This is a genomic window from Bacillus sp. N12A5 (assembly GCF_026790125.1).
Lineage (GTDB): Bacteria > Bacillota > Bacilli > Bacillales > Bacillaceae > Bacillus.
Window position 1 is genome coordinate 44,225 of record NZ_JALAMR010000001.1, and the last position, 17,803, is coordinate 62,027.

13 protein-coding genes, 1 rRNA gene and 1 pseudogene are annotated in these 17,803 nt (G+C 43.8%); 9 read left to right on the top strand and 6 right to left on the bottom strand.

Going from position 1 to position 17,803, the window contains the following annotated elements; translation table 11 throughout:
* The first annotated feature begins 46 nt into the window (after nt 1-46).
* The 8 genes and pseudogenes from pbp4b to MOC09_RS00285 all read left to right on the top strand — a co-directional run bounded on the left by pbp4b (nt 47) and on the right by MOC09_RS00285 (nt 10,186).
* Nucleotides 47-1,372, top strand: a complete 1,326-nt coding sequence (pbp4b, locus tag MOC09_RS00250) for a penicillin binding protein PBP4B (protein WP_268369212.1) — start codon at nt 47-49, stop codon at nt 1,370-1,372.
* A 27-nt stretch (nt 1,373-1,399) separates the two neighbouring features.
* On the top strand, nt 1,400-3,328 hold the full coding sequence (locus MOC09_RS00255) for a glycoside hydrolase family 3 protein (RefSeq protein ID WP_268369213.1): 1,929 nt from the start codon (nt 1,400-1,402) through the stop codon (nt 3,326-3,328).
* Between the two features lie 16 nt (nt 3,329-3,344).
* On the top strand, nt 3,345-4,589 hold the full coding sequence (locus tag MOC09_RS00260) for an exo-beta-N-acetylmuramidase NamZ domain-containing protein (protein ID WP_268369214.1): 1,245 nt from the start codon (nt 3,345-3,347) through the stop codon (nt 4,587-4,589).
* A gap of 189 nt (nt 4,590-4,778) precedes the next feature.
* Entirely contained in the window at nt 4,779-6,368 is a 1,590-nt protein-coding gene (locus MOC09_RS00265; protein ID WP_268369215.1) for an AraC family transcriptional regulator, read from the top strand.
* A 90-nt stretch (nt 6,369-6,458) separates the two neighbouring features.
* Entirely contained in the window at nt 6,459-7,412 is a 954-nt protein-coding gene (gene feuA, locus MOC09_RS00270; RefSeq protein WP_268358458.1) for an iron ABC transporter substrate-binding protein FeuA, read from the top strand.
* Between the two features lie 18 nt (nt 7,413-7,430).
* Entirely contained in the window at nt 7,431-8,435 is a 1,005-nt protein-coding gene (locus MOC09_RS00275; protein WP_268358457.1) for a FecCD family ABC transporter permease, read from the top strand.
* On the top strand, nt 8,428-9,438 hold the full coding sequence (gene feuC, locus MOC09_RS00280) for an iron ABC transporter permease FeuC (RefSeq protein WP_268369216.1): 1,011 nt from the start codon (nt 8,428-8,430) through the stop codon (nt 9,436-9,438). The genes MOC09_RS00275 and feuC overlap by 8 nt, the downstream gene beginning before the upstream one ends.
* A pseudogene (locus MOC09_RS00285) lies at nt 9,435-10,186 on the top strand (alpha/beta hydrolase). Before feuC ends, MOC09_RS00285 begins: the two are co-directional and overlap by 4 nt.
* 10 nt (nt 10,187-10,196) lie before the next feature.
* On the opposite strand, the gene MOC09_RS00290 reads toward MOC09_RS00285, so the two are convergent.
* The 5 genes from MOC09_RS00290 to MOC09_RS00310 form a co-directional block, all read right to left on the bottom strand.
* On the bottom strand, nt 10,197-11,117 hold the full coding sequence (locus tag MOC09_RS00290) for a bile acid:sodium symporter family protein (RefSeq protein WP_268369220.1): 921 nt from the start codon (nt 11,115-11,117) through the stop codon (nt 10,197-10,199).
* A gap of 144 nt (nt 11,118-11,261) precedes the next feature.
* On the bottom strand, nt 11,262-12,698 hold the full coding sequence (locus tag MOC09_RS00295) for a SulP family inorganic anion transporter (RefSeq protein ID WP_268358452.1): 1,437 nt from the start codon (nt 12,696-12,698) through the stop codon (nt 11,262-11,264).
* Between the two features lie 240 nt (nt 12,699-12,938).
* Complete coding sequence (locus MOC09_RS00300; RefSeq protein WP_268369217.1) at nt 12,939-13,985, bottom strand: alcohol dehydrogenase catalytic domain-containing protein; 1,047 nt, start codon at nt 13,983-13,985, stop codon at nt 12,939-12,941.
* Nucleotides 13,960-14,910: an inositol monophosphatase family protein gene (locus MOC09_RS00305; RefSeq protein WP_268358449.1), complete on the bottom strand. Its 951-nt coding sequence runs from the start codon at nt 14,908-14,910 to the stop codon at nt 13,960-13,962. The genes MOC09_RS00300 and MOC09_RS00305 overlap by 26 nt, the downstream gene beginning before the upstream one ends.
* Nucleotides 14,907-16,175: an aspartate aminotransferase family protein gene (locus tag MOC09_RS00310; RefSeq protein WP_222143427.1), complete on the bottom strand. Its 1,269-nt coding sequence runs from the start codon at nt 16,173-16,175 to the stop codon at nt 14,907-14,909. Before MOC09_RS00310 ends, MOC09_RS00305 begins: the two co-directional genes overlap by 4 nt.
* Before the next feature lie 272 nt (nt 16,176-16,447).
* On the opposite strand from MOC09_RS00310, the gene MOC09_RS00315 reads away from it, so the two are divergent.
* Nucleotides 16,448-17,671, top strand: a complete 1,224-nt coding sequence (locus MOC09_RS00315) for an MFS transporter (protein ID WP_268369218.1) — start codon at nt 16,448-16,450, stop codon at nt 17,669-17,671.
* 38 nt (nt 17,672-17,709) lie between these two features.
* On the opposite strand, the gene rrf is transcribed toward MOC09_RS00315, so the two are convergent.
* Nucleotides 17,710-17,803, bottom strand: a 5S ribosomal RNA gene (rrf, locus tag MOC09_RS00320); the annotation flags it as partial.

Sequence of the window (17,803 nt, forward strand, 5' to 3'; positions counted from 1 at the left end):
GTTTTAGGGATAGTAACGGGATAGAACCACGGAAAGGAGCAAGCGTGTGAAAACAAAGACACTGTCCTTATTCAGTGCCATTTTAACGCTATTTTTACTGACGCCAAATGAAACCTTCGCGCAAACAGCAGACAACCAGGTTGAGCTGAAACCCATAAATGCAGAATCTGCACAATTCTCGTCGGAGAAACTAAGGAAGGTTGATCAGATGATTGAACGGGATATTGCAGCAGGATTTCCAGGCGCCGTTCTTGTCGTCGTGAAGGATGGCCGCATCATCAAAAAAGAAGCATACGGCTACAGTAAAAAATATGAAGGATCAGAGCTGCTGCGCCGTCCGGCAAAAATGAAATCAAGCACAATGTTTGACTTGGCCTCAAATACAAAAATGTATGCAACGAATTTTGCCTTGCAGCGCTTAGTCAGCCAAGGAAAGCTTAACATCTATGAAAAGGTTTCTGCTTATTTGCCGGATTTCAAGGATCAGCCGGGAGACCTCTTGAAAGGAAAAGACAAAATTCGTGTCATCGATGTCCTCCAGCACCAATCAGGGCTCCCCTCAAGCTTTTACTTTTACACGCCGGAAAAAGCCGGCAAGTTCTATTCCCAGGAGCGGGACAAAACGATTGAATATTTGTCGAACATTCCGCTCGATTATGAAACAGGGACAAAGCACGTATACAGTGACATCGGCTATATGCTCCTCGGCTGTATTGTCGAACATCTCACCGGCAAACCGCTTGATGTCTACACGGAGCAGGAGCTCTACAAGCCGCTGGGCCTGAAGCATACCTTGTACAATCCGCTGCAAAAAGGCTTTAAACCGAAGCAGTTCGCAGCTACTGAACGTATGGGCAATACCCGGGATGGCGTTATTGATTTCCCTAATATCCGAACCAACACACTGCAAGGAGAAGTACATGACGAAAAAGCGTTTTACTCAATGGGGGGCGTGTCTGGTCATGCCGGATTGTTTTCAAATGCTGATGATATGGCTATTCTGCTGCAGGTTATGTTAAACAAAGGGTCCTACCGAAACGTTTCTTTATTTGATCAGAAAACAGCTGACTTATTTGCTTCACCATCAGAAACAGATCCGACATTCGCTCTTGGCTGGCGGCGAAACGGAAGTAAAAGCATGGAATGGATGTTTGGCCCTTATGCCAGTAAAAATGCTTACGGACATACCGGCTGGACAGGGACGGTTACCGTCATTGATCCAGCATACAACTTAGGCATCGCCTTGTTAACAAATAAAAAACATTCACCGGTTGCTAATCCAGAGGAAAATTCAAACGTGTTTGAGGGTGATCAATTTCCGACAGGCAGTTACGGGAGCATCATTACCGCGATTTATGAAGCGATGGAATGAATGATTCGACGATAGGAGGGAATTTCCATGAAACCAGTCTTTCCGCTTATCCTTTCAGCCGTCCTCTTTCTTTCATGTTTTTTCGGCGCCAGTCAGACAAAAGCCGCTTCATCCAGCGGCTTATCTGACGCCAAGCAGATTGTCAATCGCATGACGTTAGATGAGAAACTCGGCCAGATGCTGATGCCGGATTTCAGAAACTGGCAAAAGGAAGGCCAGTCCTCTCCGCAAGCCTTTACAGAAATGAATGAGGAAGTCGCCGGCCTCATCAAGAAATATCAATTCGGTGGGGTCATCCTTTTTGCAGAAAATGTAAAAACAACAAAACAAACTGTACAGCTGACAGACGCTTACCAAAAGGCAAGCCCTAAAATTCCGTTGATTCTGAGCATTGACCAGGAAGGCGGCATCGTAACGAGATTAGGGGAGGGCACTAATTTCCCAGGGAATATGGCGCTGGGCGCAGCCAGAAGCAGAATCAACGCCTATCAGACCGGCACCCTCATTGGGAAGGAGCTTTCTGCCTTAGGCATTAATACAGATTTCAGCCCTGTCATGGACATTAATAATAATCCTGATAATCCAGTAATTGGCGTGCGTTCCTTCAGCTCCAATCGGGAACTGACAGCACGACTCGGTTTATATACGATGAAGGGATTGCAGCGGCAGGATATTGCCTCTGCTCTCAAACATTTCCCGGGACATGGAGACACGGACGTTGACAGCCATTACGGATTGCCGCTCGTCTCCCATAATCAAGAACGGCTTCGTGAGGTCGAGCTCTATCCTTTTCAAAGAGCAATCGATGCCGGTGCTGATATGGTGATGACAGCACACGTCCAATTTCCTGCCTTTGACGATACCACATACAAAAGCAAACTCGATGGATCGGACATTCTGGTTCCGGCTACACTTTCGAAAAAAGTGATGACAGGACTTCTTCGCCAAGAAATGGGCTTTCACGGCGTCATCGTTACCGATGCTCTCAATATGAAGGCAATCGCTGATCATTTCGGCCAGGAAGAGGCTGTGGTCATGGCCATAAAAGCCGGCGTCGATATTGCATTAATGCCGGCCTCAGTTACTTCATTGAAAGAAGAACAGAAATTCGCACGTGTTCTTCAAGCATTGAAAGAAGCCGTGAAAAATGGAGACATTCCTGAACATCAAATCAACAAATCAGTTGAACGAATCATTTCCCTGAAAATAAAACGCGGTATATATCCGGCTCAAAACGACGACAGCTTAAAAGAAAAAATAGCCAAAGCCCAGAAAATCGTAGGAAGCAAGCATCACTTAAAGACGGAGAAAAAAATAGCTGAAAAAGCAGTGACTGTATTAAAAAATGAACAGCACACTCTGCCGTTCAAGCCTAAAAAAGGCAGCCGAATCTTAATTGCCGCGCCTTACGAAGAACAAACTGCTTCGATTGAACAAACCATTCGCGATCTCATCAAGCGAAAGAAAATCAAACACGTGTCTCTCAGCAAAATGAATTTTGCCAACCAAGTATTTAATGCCGAGCATGAAAGACAAGTAAAAGAGGCTGATTATATCATTACCGGCTCCTACGTCGTGAAAAACGATCCTGTCGTCAACGACGGTGTCATCGACGACACCATATCAGATTCAAGCAAATGGGCCACCGTATTTCCGAGAGCTGTGATGAAAGCCGCGCAGCAGCACAACAAACCATTTGTCTTAATGAGCCTGCGCAACCCATATGATGCCGCCAATTTTGAAGAAGCGAAGGCACTCATTGCTGTCTACGGCTTTAAAGGATACGCGAATGGCCGTTATCTTCAACCCAATATTCCTGCCGGAGTTATGGCGATATTCGGCCAGGCAAAACCTAAAGGCACACTTCCAGTTGACATTCCGTCAGTCACGAAACCGGGAGACATCCTTTATCCATTTGGCTACGGATTAAATATCAAAACGGGAAAACGGCTTTAAAATAAGGAGGGGACACATGAGAAAAACAATATTTGCTTTTCTCACAGGGCTCATGATATTCGGAACGATAACAGCTGCCTCAGCATCACCCGATGACAAGAACAAAACAGCCAAAAAACCTAAAGTCCAGACCGGCATAGACACGCTTTTACAGGATTATAAAAAACAGCTAAAGGGAAAACGAATCGGATTGATCACCAATCCAACCGGAGTAAACGCATCTCTAAAAAGCAGTGTCGATATTCTTTACGAGAACCCTGATATCAAATTGACAGCTTTATTCGGCCCTGAGCATGGCGTTCGCGGCGACGCTCAGGCGGGAGACGAAGTCGGCTCTTACATTGATGAAAAAACCGGGATTCCCGTATACAGCCTCTACGGAAAAACAAAGAAACCGACTCCGGAGATGCTGAAAAATGTCGATGTTCTGATATTTGATATTCAGGATGTCGGGACTCGTTACTACACATACATTTATACAATGGCATATGCAATGGAAGCCGCTAAAGAAAACGGCATTCCATTTATGGTGCTGGACCGCCCGAACCCTCAAGGCGGGACACATGTTGAAGGACCAGTCTTAGAGCCTGAGTACGCCTCATTTGTCGGACTGTATCCGATTCCGTTAAAGCATGGAATGACTATAGGCGAATTGGCTTTACTGTTCAACAAGGAATTTGGCATCAAAGCCGATCTGACAGTGGTGAAAATGAAGCACTGGAAACGAAAAATGGATTTTGGCGACACCAGACTGCCTTTCGTCCTCCCGTCACCGAACATGCCGACGGTGGAGAGCACATTTGTTTATCCTGCAACCGGGCTGATTGAAGGAACGAATATATCCGAAGGACGAGGAACGACAAAACCATTCGAGTTGATTGGGGCTCCCTTTATCAAAAGTACAGAACTTGAAGAAACATTAAACAGCCTTAAACTGCCGGGCGTGACATTCAGGGCGGCTTCCTTTACACCGACATTTTCTAAACATCAAGGAACGCTTTGCCACGGTGTGCATCTCTATGTGACAGACAGAGAAAAGTTTGAAGCGGTAAAAACAGGACTGTCACTCATTAAAACAATACACGACCTCTATCCTAAACATTTTGAGTTCCTATCAACAGGTTCATTTGATAAACTGGCAGGCAACGGCTGGATCAGGACAAAAATAGAAAACGGCGCTTCTATTGAAGACATCATAGGCAGCTATGAAAAACCACTCCAACAATTCAGCAAAACTAGAAAAAAATATCTGATCTATTAAGACGTAAGCATCGTATGTTACACGTGTAACATACTCTTACCGAACAAAAGACCCTTACTTTCACATCTGAGTAAGGGTTCTTTTCATGACAAAAACCCACCCTCTTTATATAGGAAAACCTTCATTTATTTGGTACAATCTTATTGAAAATGATTATCAATTGAATGTTTCTGAAAAGGTGGTCTACTCTTGCAAAATACAGTGATTTATCATCCCATACAAATTGAATATCTGAAAAAAACAAGTGATCTCTTCTCAGAACAGCAATTAACCGATTCATATGTGCTGATCTTTCATTTAAAAGGAAATGGCCATATTTCGATCGGAACAACCATCAGCCCTCTGCAAAAAAAGACACTTTATGTTTGTCCGCCGAACGAGACCTTCGGCTTTACGTCTTCATCCGAAGGACATATAGATGCCTGTCTCATCAGGCTTCAAAGCTATATCAAGGAAACCGGACAAGATGTCTTAACACCATGTACAGAAACGGAGTTAGCCAAACTGAAGCTTGTGAATGTGTCACATATCGAAAACCTCGCGACACGGCTTCAAGAGCTTGTGACCCTATGGAATGAGTCGTCACAGTTTTCTCAGCTAAAATGTGTAATCGAAGTACAAAGCCTGATTTATGACCTCTTCACTGCCAGTTTATCTGACCAGACGGATACACATTCAGCAATCGAAAAAACAAAACAATATATCGAAACTCATTCCGATAAAAAGATTACACTTGCCCAGCTTTCACAAATGGCAGGGATCAGCGCCAAACACTACAGCGAGACCTTTAAAAAATGGACAGGTCAGAGTGTAACGGAATTTATCACAAATACGCGAATTACCAAAGCAAAGCGGCTCATGGCAAGATCAAACTGCAAATTAAAAGAAATCGCTCATCAAACCGGCTATCAAGATGAATTTTATTTCAGCAGAATCTTTAAAAAACATACAGGCTGTTCACCTACAAGCTATATGAAAAAACGCCGAAAAAAAATTGCCGCATATGGAAAGGGCACAATGGGCCACCTTATCCCTCTTCATCACATACCGTTTGCGGCCGCGCTGCACCCAAAATGGACATCTTACTACTATCGGCATTATTCGACAGATATCCCCGTCCAGCTCAGCGCATACCGGTTTAATGAAAAATGGGAAGAAAACCTGAATACGTTATCGCAGGCTGAACCAGATGTCATTTTCAGCATGGATACGATTTCTCAGGAAGAACAAAGTCACCTGAATCGCATCGCAGAAGTTATTTATCTTCCTTCAGAAAAAAGCTGGAGAACCCACTTTATGCAAACAGCTTCATTCTTAGAGGAAGAGACCGAAGCAGAAAAGTGGCTCGCGGCTTATGACCAGCAGACGGCGGCCGCCAAAAAAACACTTCAGCGCGCCGAAGGGCTGCGTTTTCTCTTTTTAAGGCTGCATAAGCATAACTTCTATTTGGCACATAATCGAAGCGTCCGCGAAGTCTTTTTTGGAGATTTAGGATTTCGCTCGGCAAAAATGGCAGCCACGCCTTCAGAGCAAGCGATTTCGTTAGAAAATATCGCAAATTGCCAAGCTGACTGCATGATGCTTTTTCTATTTAAAGAGCCTGAAACCATTGCTTATTACCAGCAATTGCAGCAGACGGAAGTATGGCAAAACCTAAGCGCGGTGCGGAATAACCGTGTATATCTTCTATCCTTTGACCCGTGGAATGAATACTCGGCTTGCGGGCACGAACGGATTGTCCAGCAAACCATTTCTTTACTATCCGGCGATAGTCCATGATAAATATGGAATTTGTCCATGGTGTTATACCTGTTCATTCTCTATAATTCCAATTGATAATAGTTATCAATTGAACAGGAGGCTCTATAGATGAAAAAGATATCTCTTACCTTATTAATCTTGCTTCTCGCGCTGACGGCGGCAGCTTGCGGCAGCAAAAACGAATCAACTGCCAGCAAGGCAAGCGGCACGGCATCTGAGAAGAAGAAAATTGAATACCTTGATAAAACATATGAAGTAACTGTACCGACAGACAAAATTGCCATTACGGGAAGCGTTGAATCAATGGAAGACGCGAAATTGCTAGACGTTCATCCCCAAGGCGCGATTTCATTCTCCGGCAAATTCCCTGATATGTTCAAAGACATCACTGATAAAGCAGAACCAACCGGAGAAAAAATGGAGCCAAACATTGAAAAGATTCTTGAAATGAAGCCAGACGTCATCCTTGCTTCCACAAAGTTCCCAGAAAAAACACTGCAAAAAATAAGCACGGCCGGCACAACGATCCCTGTTTCTCATATTTCTTCAAACTGGAAGGAAAACATGATGCTGCTTGCCCAGCTGACTGGAAAAGAGAAAAAAGCAAAGAAAATTATTGCAGACTATGAACAGGATCTAAAAGAAACAAAAACAAAAATCAATGAAAAAGCAAAAGATTCAAAAGCGCTTGTCATCAGAATCAGACAAGGCAACATTTACATTTATCCTGAACAGGTGTACTTCAACTCCACACTTTATGGTGATTTAGGCCTTAAAGCGCCGGACGAAGTAAAAGCTGCAAAAGCACAAGAGCTGATTTCGTTAGAAAAGCTAAGTGAAATGAATCCGGACCATATCTTCGTCCAATTTTCTGATGATGAAAATGCAGACAAACCTGATGCCTTAAAAGATTTAGAGAAAAACCCAATCTGGAAAAGCCTGAAAGCAGTCAAAGAAGATCATGTGTACGTCAACTCAGTGGATCCTCTTGCACAAGGCGGCACAGCTTGGAGCAAAGTCCGCTTCCTGAAAGCGGCAACTGAAAAATTGACACAAAACTAATTCAGAGTAGGTTTTTGTATGTATTCAAAACAGTGGACACGTATCATATTGATTACTTCTCCATTTGCTATTGCACTGTCGCTGCTGCTTTCAATCCTATATGGCGCAAAGCATCTAAGCACAGATATTGTTTTTACATCTCTTATTCATTTCGATCCGGGAAACACAGACCATCAAATTATATGGCATTCCCGGATTCCAAGGGCTGCCGGCGCTCTGCTCATAGGGGCAGCCCTTGCTGTTTCTGGAGCGCTTATGCAAGGCATTACGCGCAATTATTTAGCTTCGCCCTCCATTATGGGTGTTTCAGATGGTTCCGCGTTTATCATTACGCTTTGTATGGTTCTGCTCCCGCAATCGTCTTCGTTTGAAATGATCGTTTACTCTTTTATCGGCTCAGCCTTGGGGGCTGCGTTAGTATTCAGCCTTGCCGCCATGATGCCTAACGGGTTTACCCCCGTTCAGCTTGCCATCATCGGTACAGTCACAAGCATGCTGCTCAGCAGTTTATCAGCGGCCATGTCGATATATTTTCAAATTTCACAGGATCTCAGTTTCTGGTACAGCGCCAGACTTCATCAAATGAGCCCGGACTTCCTGAAGCTTGCCGCTCCTTTTTTCCTGATTGGCATTATAATGGCCATTTCTCTTAGTAAAAAGGTGACCGCTGTATCATTAGGCGACGACATTTCTAAAAGTCTGGGGCAAAAGAAAAAAACCATTAAAATCATGGCGATGCTTTCAGTCATTATTTTGACCGGCAGTGCAGTAGCGCTAGCCGGAAAAATTGCGTTTGTCGGACTGGTTGTTCCGCATATCACGAGATTTCTCGTTGGCTCTGATTACAGCAGGCTGATTCCGTGTTCCTGCATCTTAGGCGGCATTTTTTTAACCCTGTGTGATCTCGCAAGCAGATTTATCAATTATCCGTTTGAAACACCGATTGAAGTCGTGACATCCATTATCGGGGTGCCTTTCTTCCTTTATTTGATTAAACGAAAAGGAGGGGAGCAAAATGGCTAAAAAATATGCCGTATTTATTGCTTTGATTCTCGTTGTCAGCTATTTCAGCTTGACGAGCGGATCCTTTTCTGTTCATCCGGCTGAGCTGCTCTCCACTCTTTTTCAGATCGATCCGAATCCGCAGTATGAAATTTTGCTGTTCGATTTAAGACTGCCGCGGGTTGTCATGGCAGCTATTATCGGACTTGGTCTTGGCATTGCAGGCGCCGTCATCCAAGCCATCACAAGAAACGGGCTTGCAGACCCGGGAATTCTCGGAATCAATGCAGGGGCGGGAGCCGGAATTGTGGCGTTTATGCTCTTATTCCAAGGCCAAAAGGAAGTGACATCTATAGCTGCAGCGATGGGAATGCCGTTCTTCGGATTAATAGGCGGACTGATTGCAGCGCTTCTGATTTACATATTTGCTTGGCACAGAGGCAATTTAGATTCAGGAAGAATTATTCTGGTAGGAATCGCGATTAATTCAGGATTCAGCGCCCTGTCGTTGTTTTTATCTTTAAAAATGGATCCGCAAGACTATCAAATGGCCATGGTGTGGAAAAACGGAAGCATCTGGTCTGCCAACTGGACGTATATCACAGCCGTTCTCCCATGGATGCTGCTGTTTATACCTATTCTTTTCGCCAAGTCCCGCTTGCTCGATACCATTCGTTTTGATGAAGACACAGTCAGAAGCCTTGGTATTTCATCAAATAAAGAAAAAACCATCCTGCTTGTCGCCTGTGTAGCAATCATCAGCGCCTGTGTCTCCGTAGCGGGAAGCATGGCGTTTGTCGGCTTAATTGCTCCCCATATTTCACGGAGAATGGCTGGTGTCGAACACCGCTACATCCTGCCACTGAGCGGTTTAATCGGCATGCTGCTTGTGATAAGCGCAGACTTTGCCGGAAAACTGTTTTTCCAGCCCGCAGAAGTGCCCGCAGGCATCATTTTGGCGATCCTCGGCGTCCCTTATTTCTTATATCTGCTTTTCAGGCAAAAAAAGGGGGAGAATGCTTGAACGGATTTCTTTCAGAGCATCAAGCCGGCAACAGGAGGTTCACGCTGTACCTCCCTCCTTCCTACAGCCCAAACAGCAGGAGATTTCCTGCAGTTTACGTGCAGGATGGCAGTTCTTTGTTTCAAGACCAAATTGAATTATTAGAAAGCACATTTCAAAAGCGAAGGCTGCCTGAACTCGTGCTGATCGGTATCGAATCCGAAAACCGGATGGATGAATATCTCCTTGGCCAGCTGCATCACTCAATGATCGGTTCCCGGACTTCGGTGGCATGGGATATGACTATCTGTCTGACATAACAAACCGTTTCATTCCGTTTATCGAAGAAAACTGGAACGTCACCAGAGAACCGCAATCAAGAGGAATGATCGGCGCCTCATTAGGCGGCCTTATCTCCATGTTCGCCTTATTAAAGTATCCGTCAGTGTTTGGAAGAATAGGCTCTATTTCAGGTTCATACTGGTACGAAAACGCAGTGGAAGCCATTCATTTATCTTCCTTTAAGCCCGGCACTGCACGTGTTTTTATGTCTGTCGGGAGTGAAGAAGGCCGTGGAAAACAATCCTTTCAGCGGCATATGCTGCAGAATACAAAGCAAGTGCATCTAAGTCTAAAAGAAAAAGGCTTCACCGAAGACCAGCTGTGTTTTTCAATTGAAAAAGGGGCGGTACACCATCGCAAGCACTTCTGCCAACAGTTCATCAGCGCGCTCGAATGGCTATACGGAAAAAACCGCTCAACCCTATGAGCGGTTTTTTTCATGCTTTCTGCAATACAGGTTTTAATTCAAAGCGATTCAGCATATAGCCAAACAAAGCAGCCAGTATCTGTTGAAACAGCATACCAATGACAACGGGAACGGCAACCTGAGACGGAAAGAACGTAACGGCAAGAACTGCGCCGGCACTGATATTTCTCATGCCGCCCGTAAAAATGAGAGAGACAATTTCCTCTTGGCGCCTTTTCATCATTTTTCCGATCAGCCAAGCAGCGGCATAGCCTGTTAACGCAATAAAGAAAACCGTCACAGCTATACCTACAAATCTCAAATCAACCGCTTTGAAATAAGGGGCAATCGCTGAACTGTTAATCGCAATCACTGCCATTAAGCAAAGCTTTGAAAAAGGAGACAGCGCACTGCTCACAGATGCCGTTCTTTCTGGAGTTGACAGCTGATTAAACAGCATGCCCAGGAAAGACGGAATCACGACCATCACAATCAGCCCCTTCATCATGCCCCACACATCCATATGAACCTGAGCACCGGCCAGCAATGAAAGGCTCAGCGGGACGATTAGCGGAGACAACACCGTATCAACCAGGATAATCGAAAGCGTCAAACCGACATTCCCTTTGTACATCGCTGCCCAAATCAAGCTTGTAATCCCCGTAGGAATCACAACAGCCAATGTTAAGCCGGTGATTGTCAAAGGATCGCCTTTAAAAATAAGATGGCCGCTGCCCCAAGCAAAAAGCGGCATAAAAATATGAAGAACGAATAGTGCAAGAATCATAGGAAGAGGATGAGACAATGCGTGTCTCAAAGATTGAAAGTTAGCGCTCAAACTGCCTGCAAACGTAATAAAAGCAAAGATCCAAGGCACGGCGCTTTCATACCCATTTAAAAACTGAGACAGCAGCACGCCCAGCACCACACTCGTCGGCGTTAAAAGCGGCATAACTCTCCCCAATACACGGTTCAGCTTCTGAAGCATCATATGCAAGTCCCCTATTTTCAATTTCTCTTTTCTCTATTATATCAATGCTGTTCAACCGTATGTTATATAAAAAAGCCCAGTTCTCTTGAACTGGGCTTCCCTATTTTATGCCATCTGTTTCATAAGGGCTTTACTTGCATTGTTCAAACCTTTTAATTCAGCTTCAATGCCCTGTTCTTTAAACTTCGCAACAATCTTATCAAGCGCAGCCGCTCCTGAATCATCCCAAACGTGAGCTTCAGTTAAATCAATCACGACCCGCTCAATGTCCTCTTGATAAAGAAACGCATTCATAAGCTCTGTCACTGACGCAAAAAAGATTTGCCCCTTCACTTGATACGTTCTCAGCTTTTGATCCTCTGCATGAGAAACCACTTTCAGCTTCGAGATTTTCGCTACAAAAAACACGGCACTTAAGAGAACGCCGACGAATACGCCTTTAGATAAGTCATCCGTCACAACAACCGTTATCACAGTCACAACCATGACAATCGAGTCTGTGAGCGGCGCTTTTTTGAGGCCTTTTAAAGAAGACCAGTCGAATGTGCCGACAGACACCATAACCATTACAGCCACTAACGCAGCCATCGGAATTTTCACTACAACATGGCTTAACACCGCGATTAAAAACATCAGAAAAGCACCGGCAACAAATGCTGACAAACGGCCGCGTCCGCCTGCTTTTGTATTAATGACAGATTGTCCGATCATCGCACAGCCCGCCATACCTCCAAAGAACCCAGTCACGATATTTGCAATTCCTTGTCCGCGGCTCTCTTTATTTTTGTCACTGTCCGTATCCGTCATTTCATCAATAATCTGTGCTGTCAGCAAGGATTCAAGCAATCCGACAAACGCTAAAGCAATCGAATAAGGAAAAATGATTTGCAGTGTTTCAAAGGTAAACGGAACATCTGGGATTAAGAAATGAGGCAATGAACTAGAGATATTGCCCATATCCCCAACTGTCCGCACATCCACATGGAAAGTGACCGCAATAATTGTCATCACGATAATGGCGACAAGCGGAGACGGAACCGCAGTCGTAAACCTCGGCAGCACATAAATAATAACCAACGACCCGGCAAGCATCGCATACATGCTCCAAGAAGCACCTTCAAACTGTGGCAGCTGCGCAGAGAAGATAAGGATCGCCAGCGCATTCACAAACCCGATCATCACAGAACGAGGAATAAATTTCATTAATCTCGCAATTTTACTGATACCTAAAATCACCTGAATAACACCTGTCAAAATCGTAGCCGCAAATAAATACTGAAGCCCATAATCAGCGACCAACGACACCATCACAACCGCCATTGAACCAGTCGCGGCTGAAATCATGCCCGGTCTGCCGCCAAAAATTGAAATAATAATGGCTATACAAAATGATGCGTAAAGACCGACCATCGGATCAACACCGGCTATAATAGAAAAGCCAATCGCTTCAGGTATTAAGGCTAATGCAACTAAAATGCCAGCAAGAATGTCTTTTCGGATGTTCCCGAACCATTGCTGTTTCAATGTAAAACGATTATTCAAATATAACGACTCCTTTTAAAAAAATAAATCCGCACCATATCTGTTGGACTGGAAGCTTTTTTTATTCTACGGGAGAAAAAGAAAAGGAAAACGATCGAAGAAAAAGGGGAAACGCTGAATGTATTGTATTGAGGCAAGGAGTTATTATACAAAGAGTATCATATTAAATTTTTCTCAAATACGCAAGATGAATGCTGAAGAAAAAAATGGCTCAAACTAGGTTTGAGCCATTTCGCCGGATTATATCATATCCGGATGAGAAACAAGAATCGTTTTAACTGCGGCAATATCTTTTCTCTCATTTGACAACGGGTCTATGCCCATCAATTCCTGAATGGCAGCCTCATAGTTCTCAAGCGGGGTTTTCTCCGTAATCAACTCAGAAAGCTGAGGCATGTCCGCGGCACATGATACCGCATCCTCCATAATCTGGCGTGCCTCTCCGGTTCCAACAATCGTCACGCCATTAGAAAGCAGCTGGAAAGGCTTGATTTTCATCTCATACGTATCGTCAAACCCCATGGGCACAAGCCTTCCGCCCTTGTCAATTAACGGGTATGCCCAATCAAGCTGATTGCCGATCGCGTCAAAGACCACATCAAATGTTCTTCCTTGGTTAATCCGCCTGACCTCATCTGCCGTTAAATCCCGCGGGTGATAAACATAGTCAGATATCCGGCGCGCCGCTTCTGAACGGTACTCTCCAATCTCTGTCGCGACGGTAAGCCTTGAGAGTTTTTTCACCATCATTTGCACAAGCAGCCCAATCGGCCCTGACCCTAATACCAGTACAGAATCGTCAAGCTTTATTGCAGTCCGCTCAATCACATTTAATACACAGGAAAGCGGCTCAATTAAAGTAGCCCGTTCCCATTCCATTTCGTCCGGGATTTTATACATAAAACGGTCCTCGCCCACGTAATAATCAGCAAATGTGCCATGTGCCCCCAATCCCAGCTGCCAGTCTTCGAACGTTTCACAATAACAAGTTAAACCTTTCCTGCAATAATAACACTTTCCGCAAAACTGAGTCGGATCGATCACCACGCGATCACCAGGCTTAACGTTTTTAACTTCAGGCCCCGTTTCTGTCACCACTCCCACCGATTCGTGGCCTAGAATCATATTGTGAGTCGCATGCATCTTTCCTTTTAGAACATTTAAATCCGTTCCGCAGATGCCTGTCCCGTATATCCTTACTTTCACATCGTTCATTTTTTTAATCTGAGGTTCTTCTACGTCTTGCATTTCAAGCCGATCATTAGGAGTCCAGACTAACGCTTTCATATGTCTCTTCCTTTCTGTCCCAGCGAATTTGATCCAGCAGCTTTTGATGCAGCTCCTTCGTTGATGCAGCGATGCATGACTGCTGGTTATTGTAGCTAAGATCCGTCAGAAGTGTATCATCCAAGGACTTTCCATATGCATCAGTAATGACAACACCTGCTTTTTTCGCCAAAAACACACTTGCGGCAATATCATATGGGAACAGATGCAGAACCTGCCCATTCCCCACAGCCTGAAAATCCTTCAGCAACGCAGGATCGTCTTTTAATAAACGATTGCCGATATCAACATAGGCATCCATCTGCCCTGTAATAATTCTGGAGATTGAATAAGAAGCGCTATTGAAAACAAATACACCGCCATTATTCGCTGACTGATCAATCAAATGACCGTACGCATCAATCATGAGGTGCGCAGGATGTCCATTAAACTCAAGGCTCCAAAACATATGTTTAATGTCTTCCACTTTGCTCAGATTTGGCAGGGTGCCGCGATAGCCTTCATAATAGATCCCCTCAGAATAAACATCCGCGTACATATAGGCACCCGTTTTCAGCTCAAGCAGAAAAGCAAATTCAATATCCTTAATTTTTGCATCAGGCATGTAAGCAGCCAACGCGATAGAGATACAAGACATTTCAAGCCCTGCAGCTGCCGGACGGGTGCCGTCAATCGGATCAACGATCAAAATATATTGAGGATTGTCTCCAAATACCTTCAGACCGCCATCTTCCGTATAAAACGCGACTGACTCCTCTTTGCTTTTCACATATTCCAGCACTGCGTTTTCAGCAGCGGCATCAATGTTAAACTGTGCATCACCGCCAGGGGAATACCCATTAACTAATCGATTTTTCAGTGTTCCTTTCTGTCCCTTTACTTCTTCATAAACAAATTTTCCAAGTTCTATAATATATTCTTTCACTTGATATCCTCCAATAGCTTACGAAGTTTGAAACAAAGCACCTCAGCCTCACTAAGCGTAATCGTGAGAGGCGGACGGATTTTAAATACATTTCCGAATCCGTAACGGGAAGTCCGTAAAATTAACCCATAATCCATAGCTCGTTTCGCGATATAGTTGGTCAACTCTACATCAGGCTCATTATTCTCTTTTACAATTTCAACACCGATCATCAAACCTACGCCTCTGACGTCAGCCATAAATGTAAACTCTTTCTTCATATGCTCTAAGGAATCCATAATATAATTCCCGACAATGGTTACATTCTCTAAAAAGCCGGGACGCTGCATGATTTCGATTGTTTTACATGCAGCTGCCGAAGCCATCACATTTGAGCCATAAGTAAATGAGTGATTGTGTCCGGCTAATCCCATATACTTTTCCTCTGTAAGGGTGGCGGCAACCTGGAATCCAGTGCCTCCCAACCCTTTTGCGACAGTCATCATATTCGGTTTTACATCAAAGTAATCAGCGGCAAACATCTTGCCTGTCCGGCCGAATCCGGTTTGAATTTCATCAAAAATAAGTGCGATATCATGCTCATCACAGAGCTTTCTTAATTGCTTAAAGTATTCCTTAGGCGGAACGATGTTTCCTCCATTACCGGAGATCGGTTCTATAATCATTGCGGCAATTTTCCCGTTACTCGCATATTCGATAAAATCATTTATTCTTTCTACACAAAGCATTCCGCATGAATCTGGCTTCTGATTGTAAAAACAACGGTTGCAATAGGGGTCAGGCACCTGCAGGCCAAAAGAAAACTGAGGGGGGAACGGCTCTCTTCGAAAAGAATTGCCGGATAACGCAGACATCATATACGTTTGGCCAAGATGGCTTCGGAATAAAGAAATGACATCTGTTTTTCCAGAATAGTTCTGAGCCATTTTAATGGCTCCTTCATTCGCAGCAGAGCCGCTGCTAACCTTAGGGTGAACTTTAGTGAGATTGTCGGGGGAGATTTCTACAAGTTTTTCAGCTAGTTTATTAACGGCGTTGGTTTGGTAGGAAGAAGTGACGTGTATCAGCTGGTCAGCCTGTTCTTTGACTGTATCAATAACTTCTTTATTGGTATAACCCAAATTCAAGTTGAAAGTTGCAGAGGCACAATCAATATACTCATTGCCCTCTGAATCGTACAAATAGATGCCTTCACCTCTTTCCATGACAACGTCATCCACTTTGTAATACAAACTGTCTGGATTTGTAATTTCTTTAGTCCCCACTATCAACACCCCTATTTAATAAAATATGTAAAACTCGTTAATCATCGTATAAATTCTAGAAATTAATGTCAACTAGATAAATAGTAAAAATTGTTAACTATTTGTTAACGTTTGCATTGAGGGTTTCTATTCAAACTCCATATGTTATGATAGAAATAAATGGGTTTACTGTAAAAATTAAATATAAAAACAAAATAAACAGCTTATTTTTTCTACCAGTCCGATCATGTGAATTTTAGGGGAGTACTATTTTTATCAAAGGAGATTAACGAATGAAAACTCGTTTACTGTGGATTGGATGTTTATCTTACGGATCGATCGCCTTTACTCTTGTTATACTTGGAGCTGTTTTGCCGGAATTGCTTTCCCATTACTCACAAAGCTATAGTAACGGCGGAGTATTAGTATTTTCGCAATTTATAGGGTTTTTAATTGGTGTACTGGGTATGCCATATGCTGTGAAGAGAATGGGGCGAAGAAAGGTAGTTGTGATTGGATTAGCCATGATCAGCTGCGAGTTGTTTTTTTATTTTCTCCCACCATGGCCGCTGCTCTTTCTTCTAGTCTGTATGGCTGGACTTGGCGCCGGACTCGTAGAATCTTGTGTAGGAACAATTATCCTAACAGCAATTAAAGAAAAACAAGCAATTGCCATGAGTAAGATGGAAGTAGCGTATGGTTTAGGAGCCCTTTTCATGCCGTTGCTTTCTGGTTTTTTAATCAGCAATAATGTCTGGGCACTGGCCTTTCTCGTATTAGGGTTAAGTTCATTTCTTTTGATGCTCGTTTGGAGCCGAATGAGTTTTGGCAGTCTAGACGATTTGCTCATTCGTCAAACAGATACCTCGGGCAATGGAAAACAACAAGCACCTATCAGTTTTCGAAAACATGGCTTACTGTTTATTTCATTAGCAGCTGCTTACTTCTTTTTTTATGGGGGCAGTGAAGTATCGATTGTTCATTTTATCCCCTCCATCTTTGCTGAAAAGTGGGATATCTCTAACTCCTTAGCAACCATAACGGTCACAATATATTGGATCGGCATGATCATTGGCCGTTTGCTGACTGGACCCGTTTCCGAAAAACTAACCTATCATCGGTATCTCAGGCTGATTAATATCGGCGGCCTCATTTCACTTTGTATTTTAGCAATCAGTAAAATGGCTTTTGCAGGCTTTGTTCTTTGTTTCTTCTTAGGATTATTTATGGCTGGCATGTTTGCCATTGCCTTAATTATCACCAATCAATTCTACCCTGGAAAAACAGAACAAACGACAAGCATGCTGCTTGCTGCTAATGGATTAGGCGGTTCTATCCTGCCAATCGCAGTCGGATGGAGTCTAGATGAGTTCCCCGTCCAAACTGCATTTTGGTTATTTACGACTCTCATGTTGATCATGCTGGGGATTGTGTTCGTATTAAAAATATTAGAGAACTTGAAAAGCAGAAAGCTCGATAAAATGGATAGGAAAGAAGACAAATCAGTGCAGATATAAAACAAAAAAACCCAGCTCATTGAGCTGGGTTTACCCTTGCTTGGCGGCGTCCTACTCTCACAGGGGGAAACCCCCGACTACCATCGGCGCTGAAGAGCTTAACTTCCGTGTTCGGTATGGGAACGGGTGTGA

Bases quoted from the DNA above. Each gene is read 5' to 3' on its own strand.
- MOC09_RS00255 (WP_268369213.1), top strand. From the start codon at position 1,400: ATGAAACCAGTCTTTCCGCTTATCCTTTCAGCCGTCCTCTTTCTTTCA.
- MOC09_RS00260 (WP_268369214.1), top strand. From the start codon at position 3,345: ATGAGAAAAACAATATTTGCTTTTCTCACAGGGCTCATGATATTCGGA.
- feuA (WP_268358458.1), top strand. From the start codon at position 6,459: ATGAAAAAGATATCTCTTACCTTATTAATCTTGCTTCTCGCGCTGACG.
- MOC09_RS00275 (WP_268358457.1), top strand. From the start codon at position 7,431: ATGTATTCAAAACAGTGGACACGTATCATATTGATTACTTCTCCATTT.
- feuC (WP_268369216.1), top strand. From the start codon at position 8,428: ATGGCTAAAAAATATGCCGTATTTATTGCTTTGATTCTCGTTGTCAGC.
- MOC09_RS00290 (WP_268369220.1), bottom strand. From the start codon at position 11,117: ATGCCGCTTTTAACGCCGACGAGTGTGGTGCTGGGCGTGCTGCTGTCT.
- MOC09_RS00300 (WP_268369217.1), bottom strand. From the start codon at position 13,985: ATGAAAGCGTTAGTCTGGACTCCTAATGATCGGCTTGAAATGCAAGAC.
- MOC09_RS00315 (WP_268369218.1), top strand. From the start codon at position 16,448: ATGAAAACTCGTTTACTGTGGATTGGATGTTTATCTTACGGATCGATC.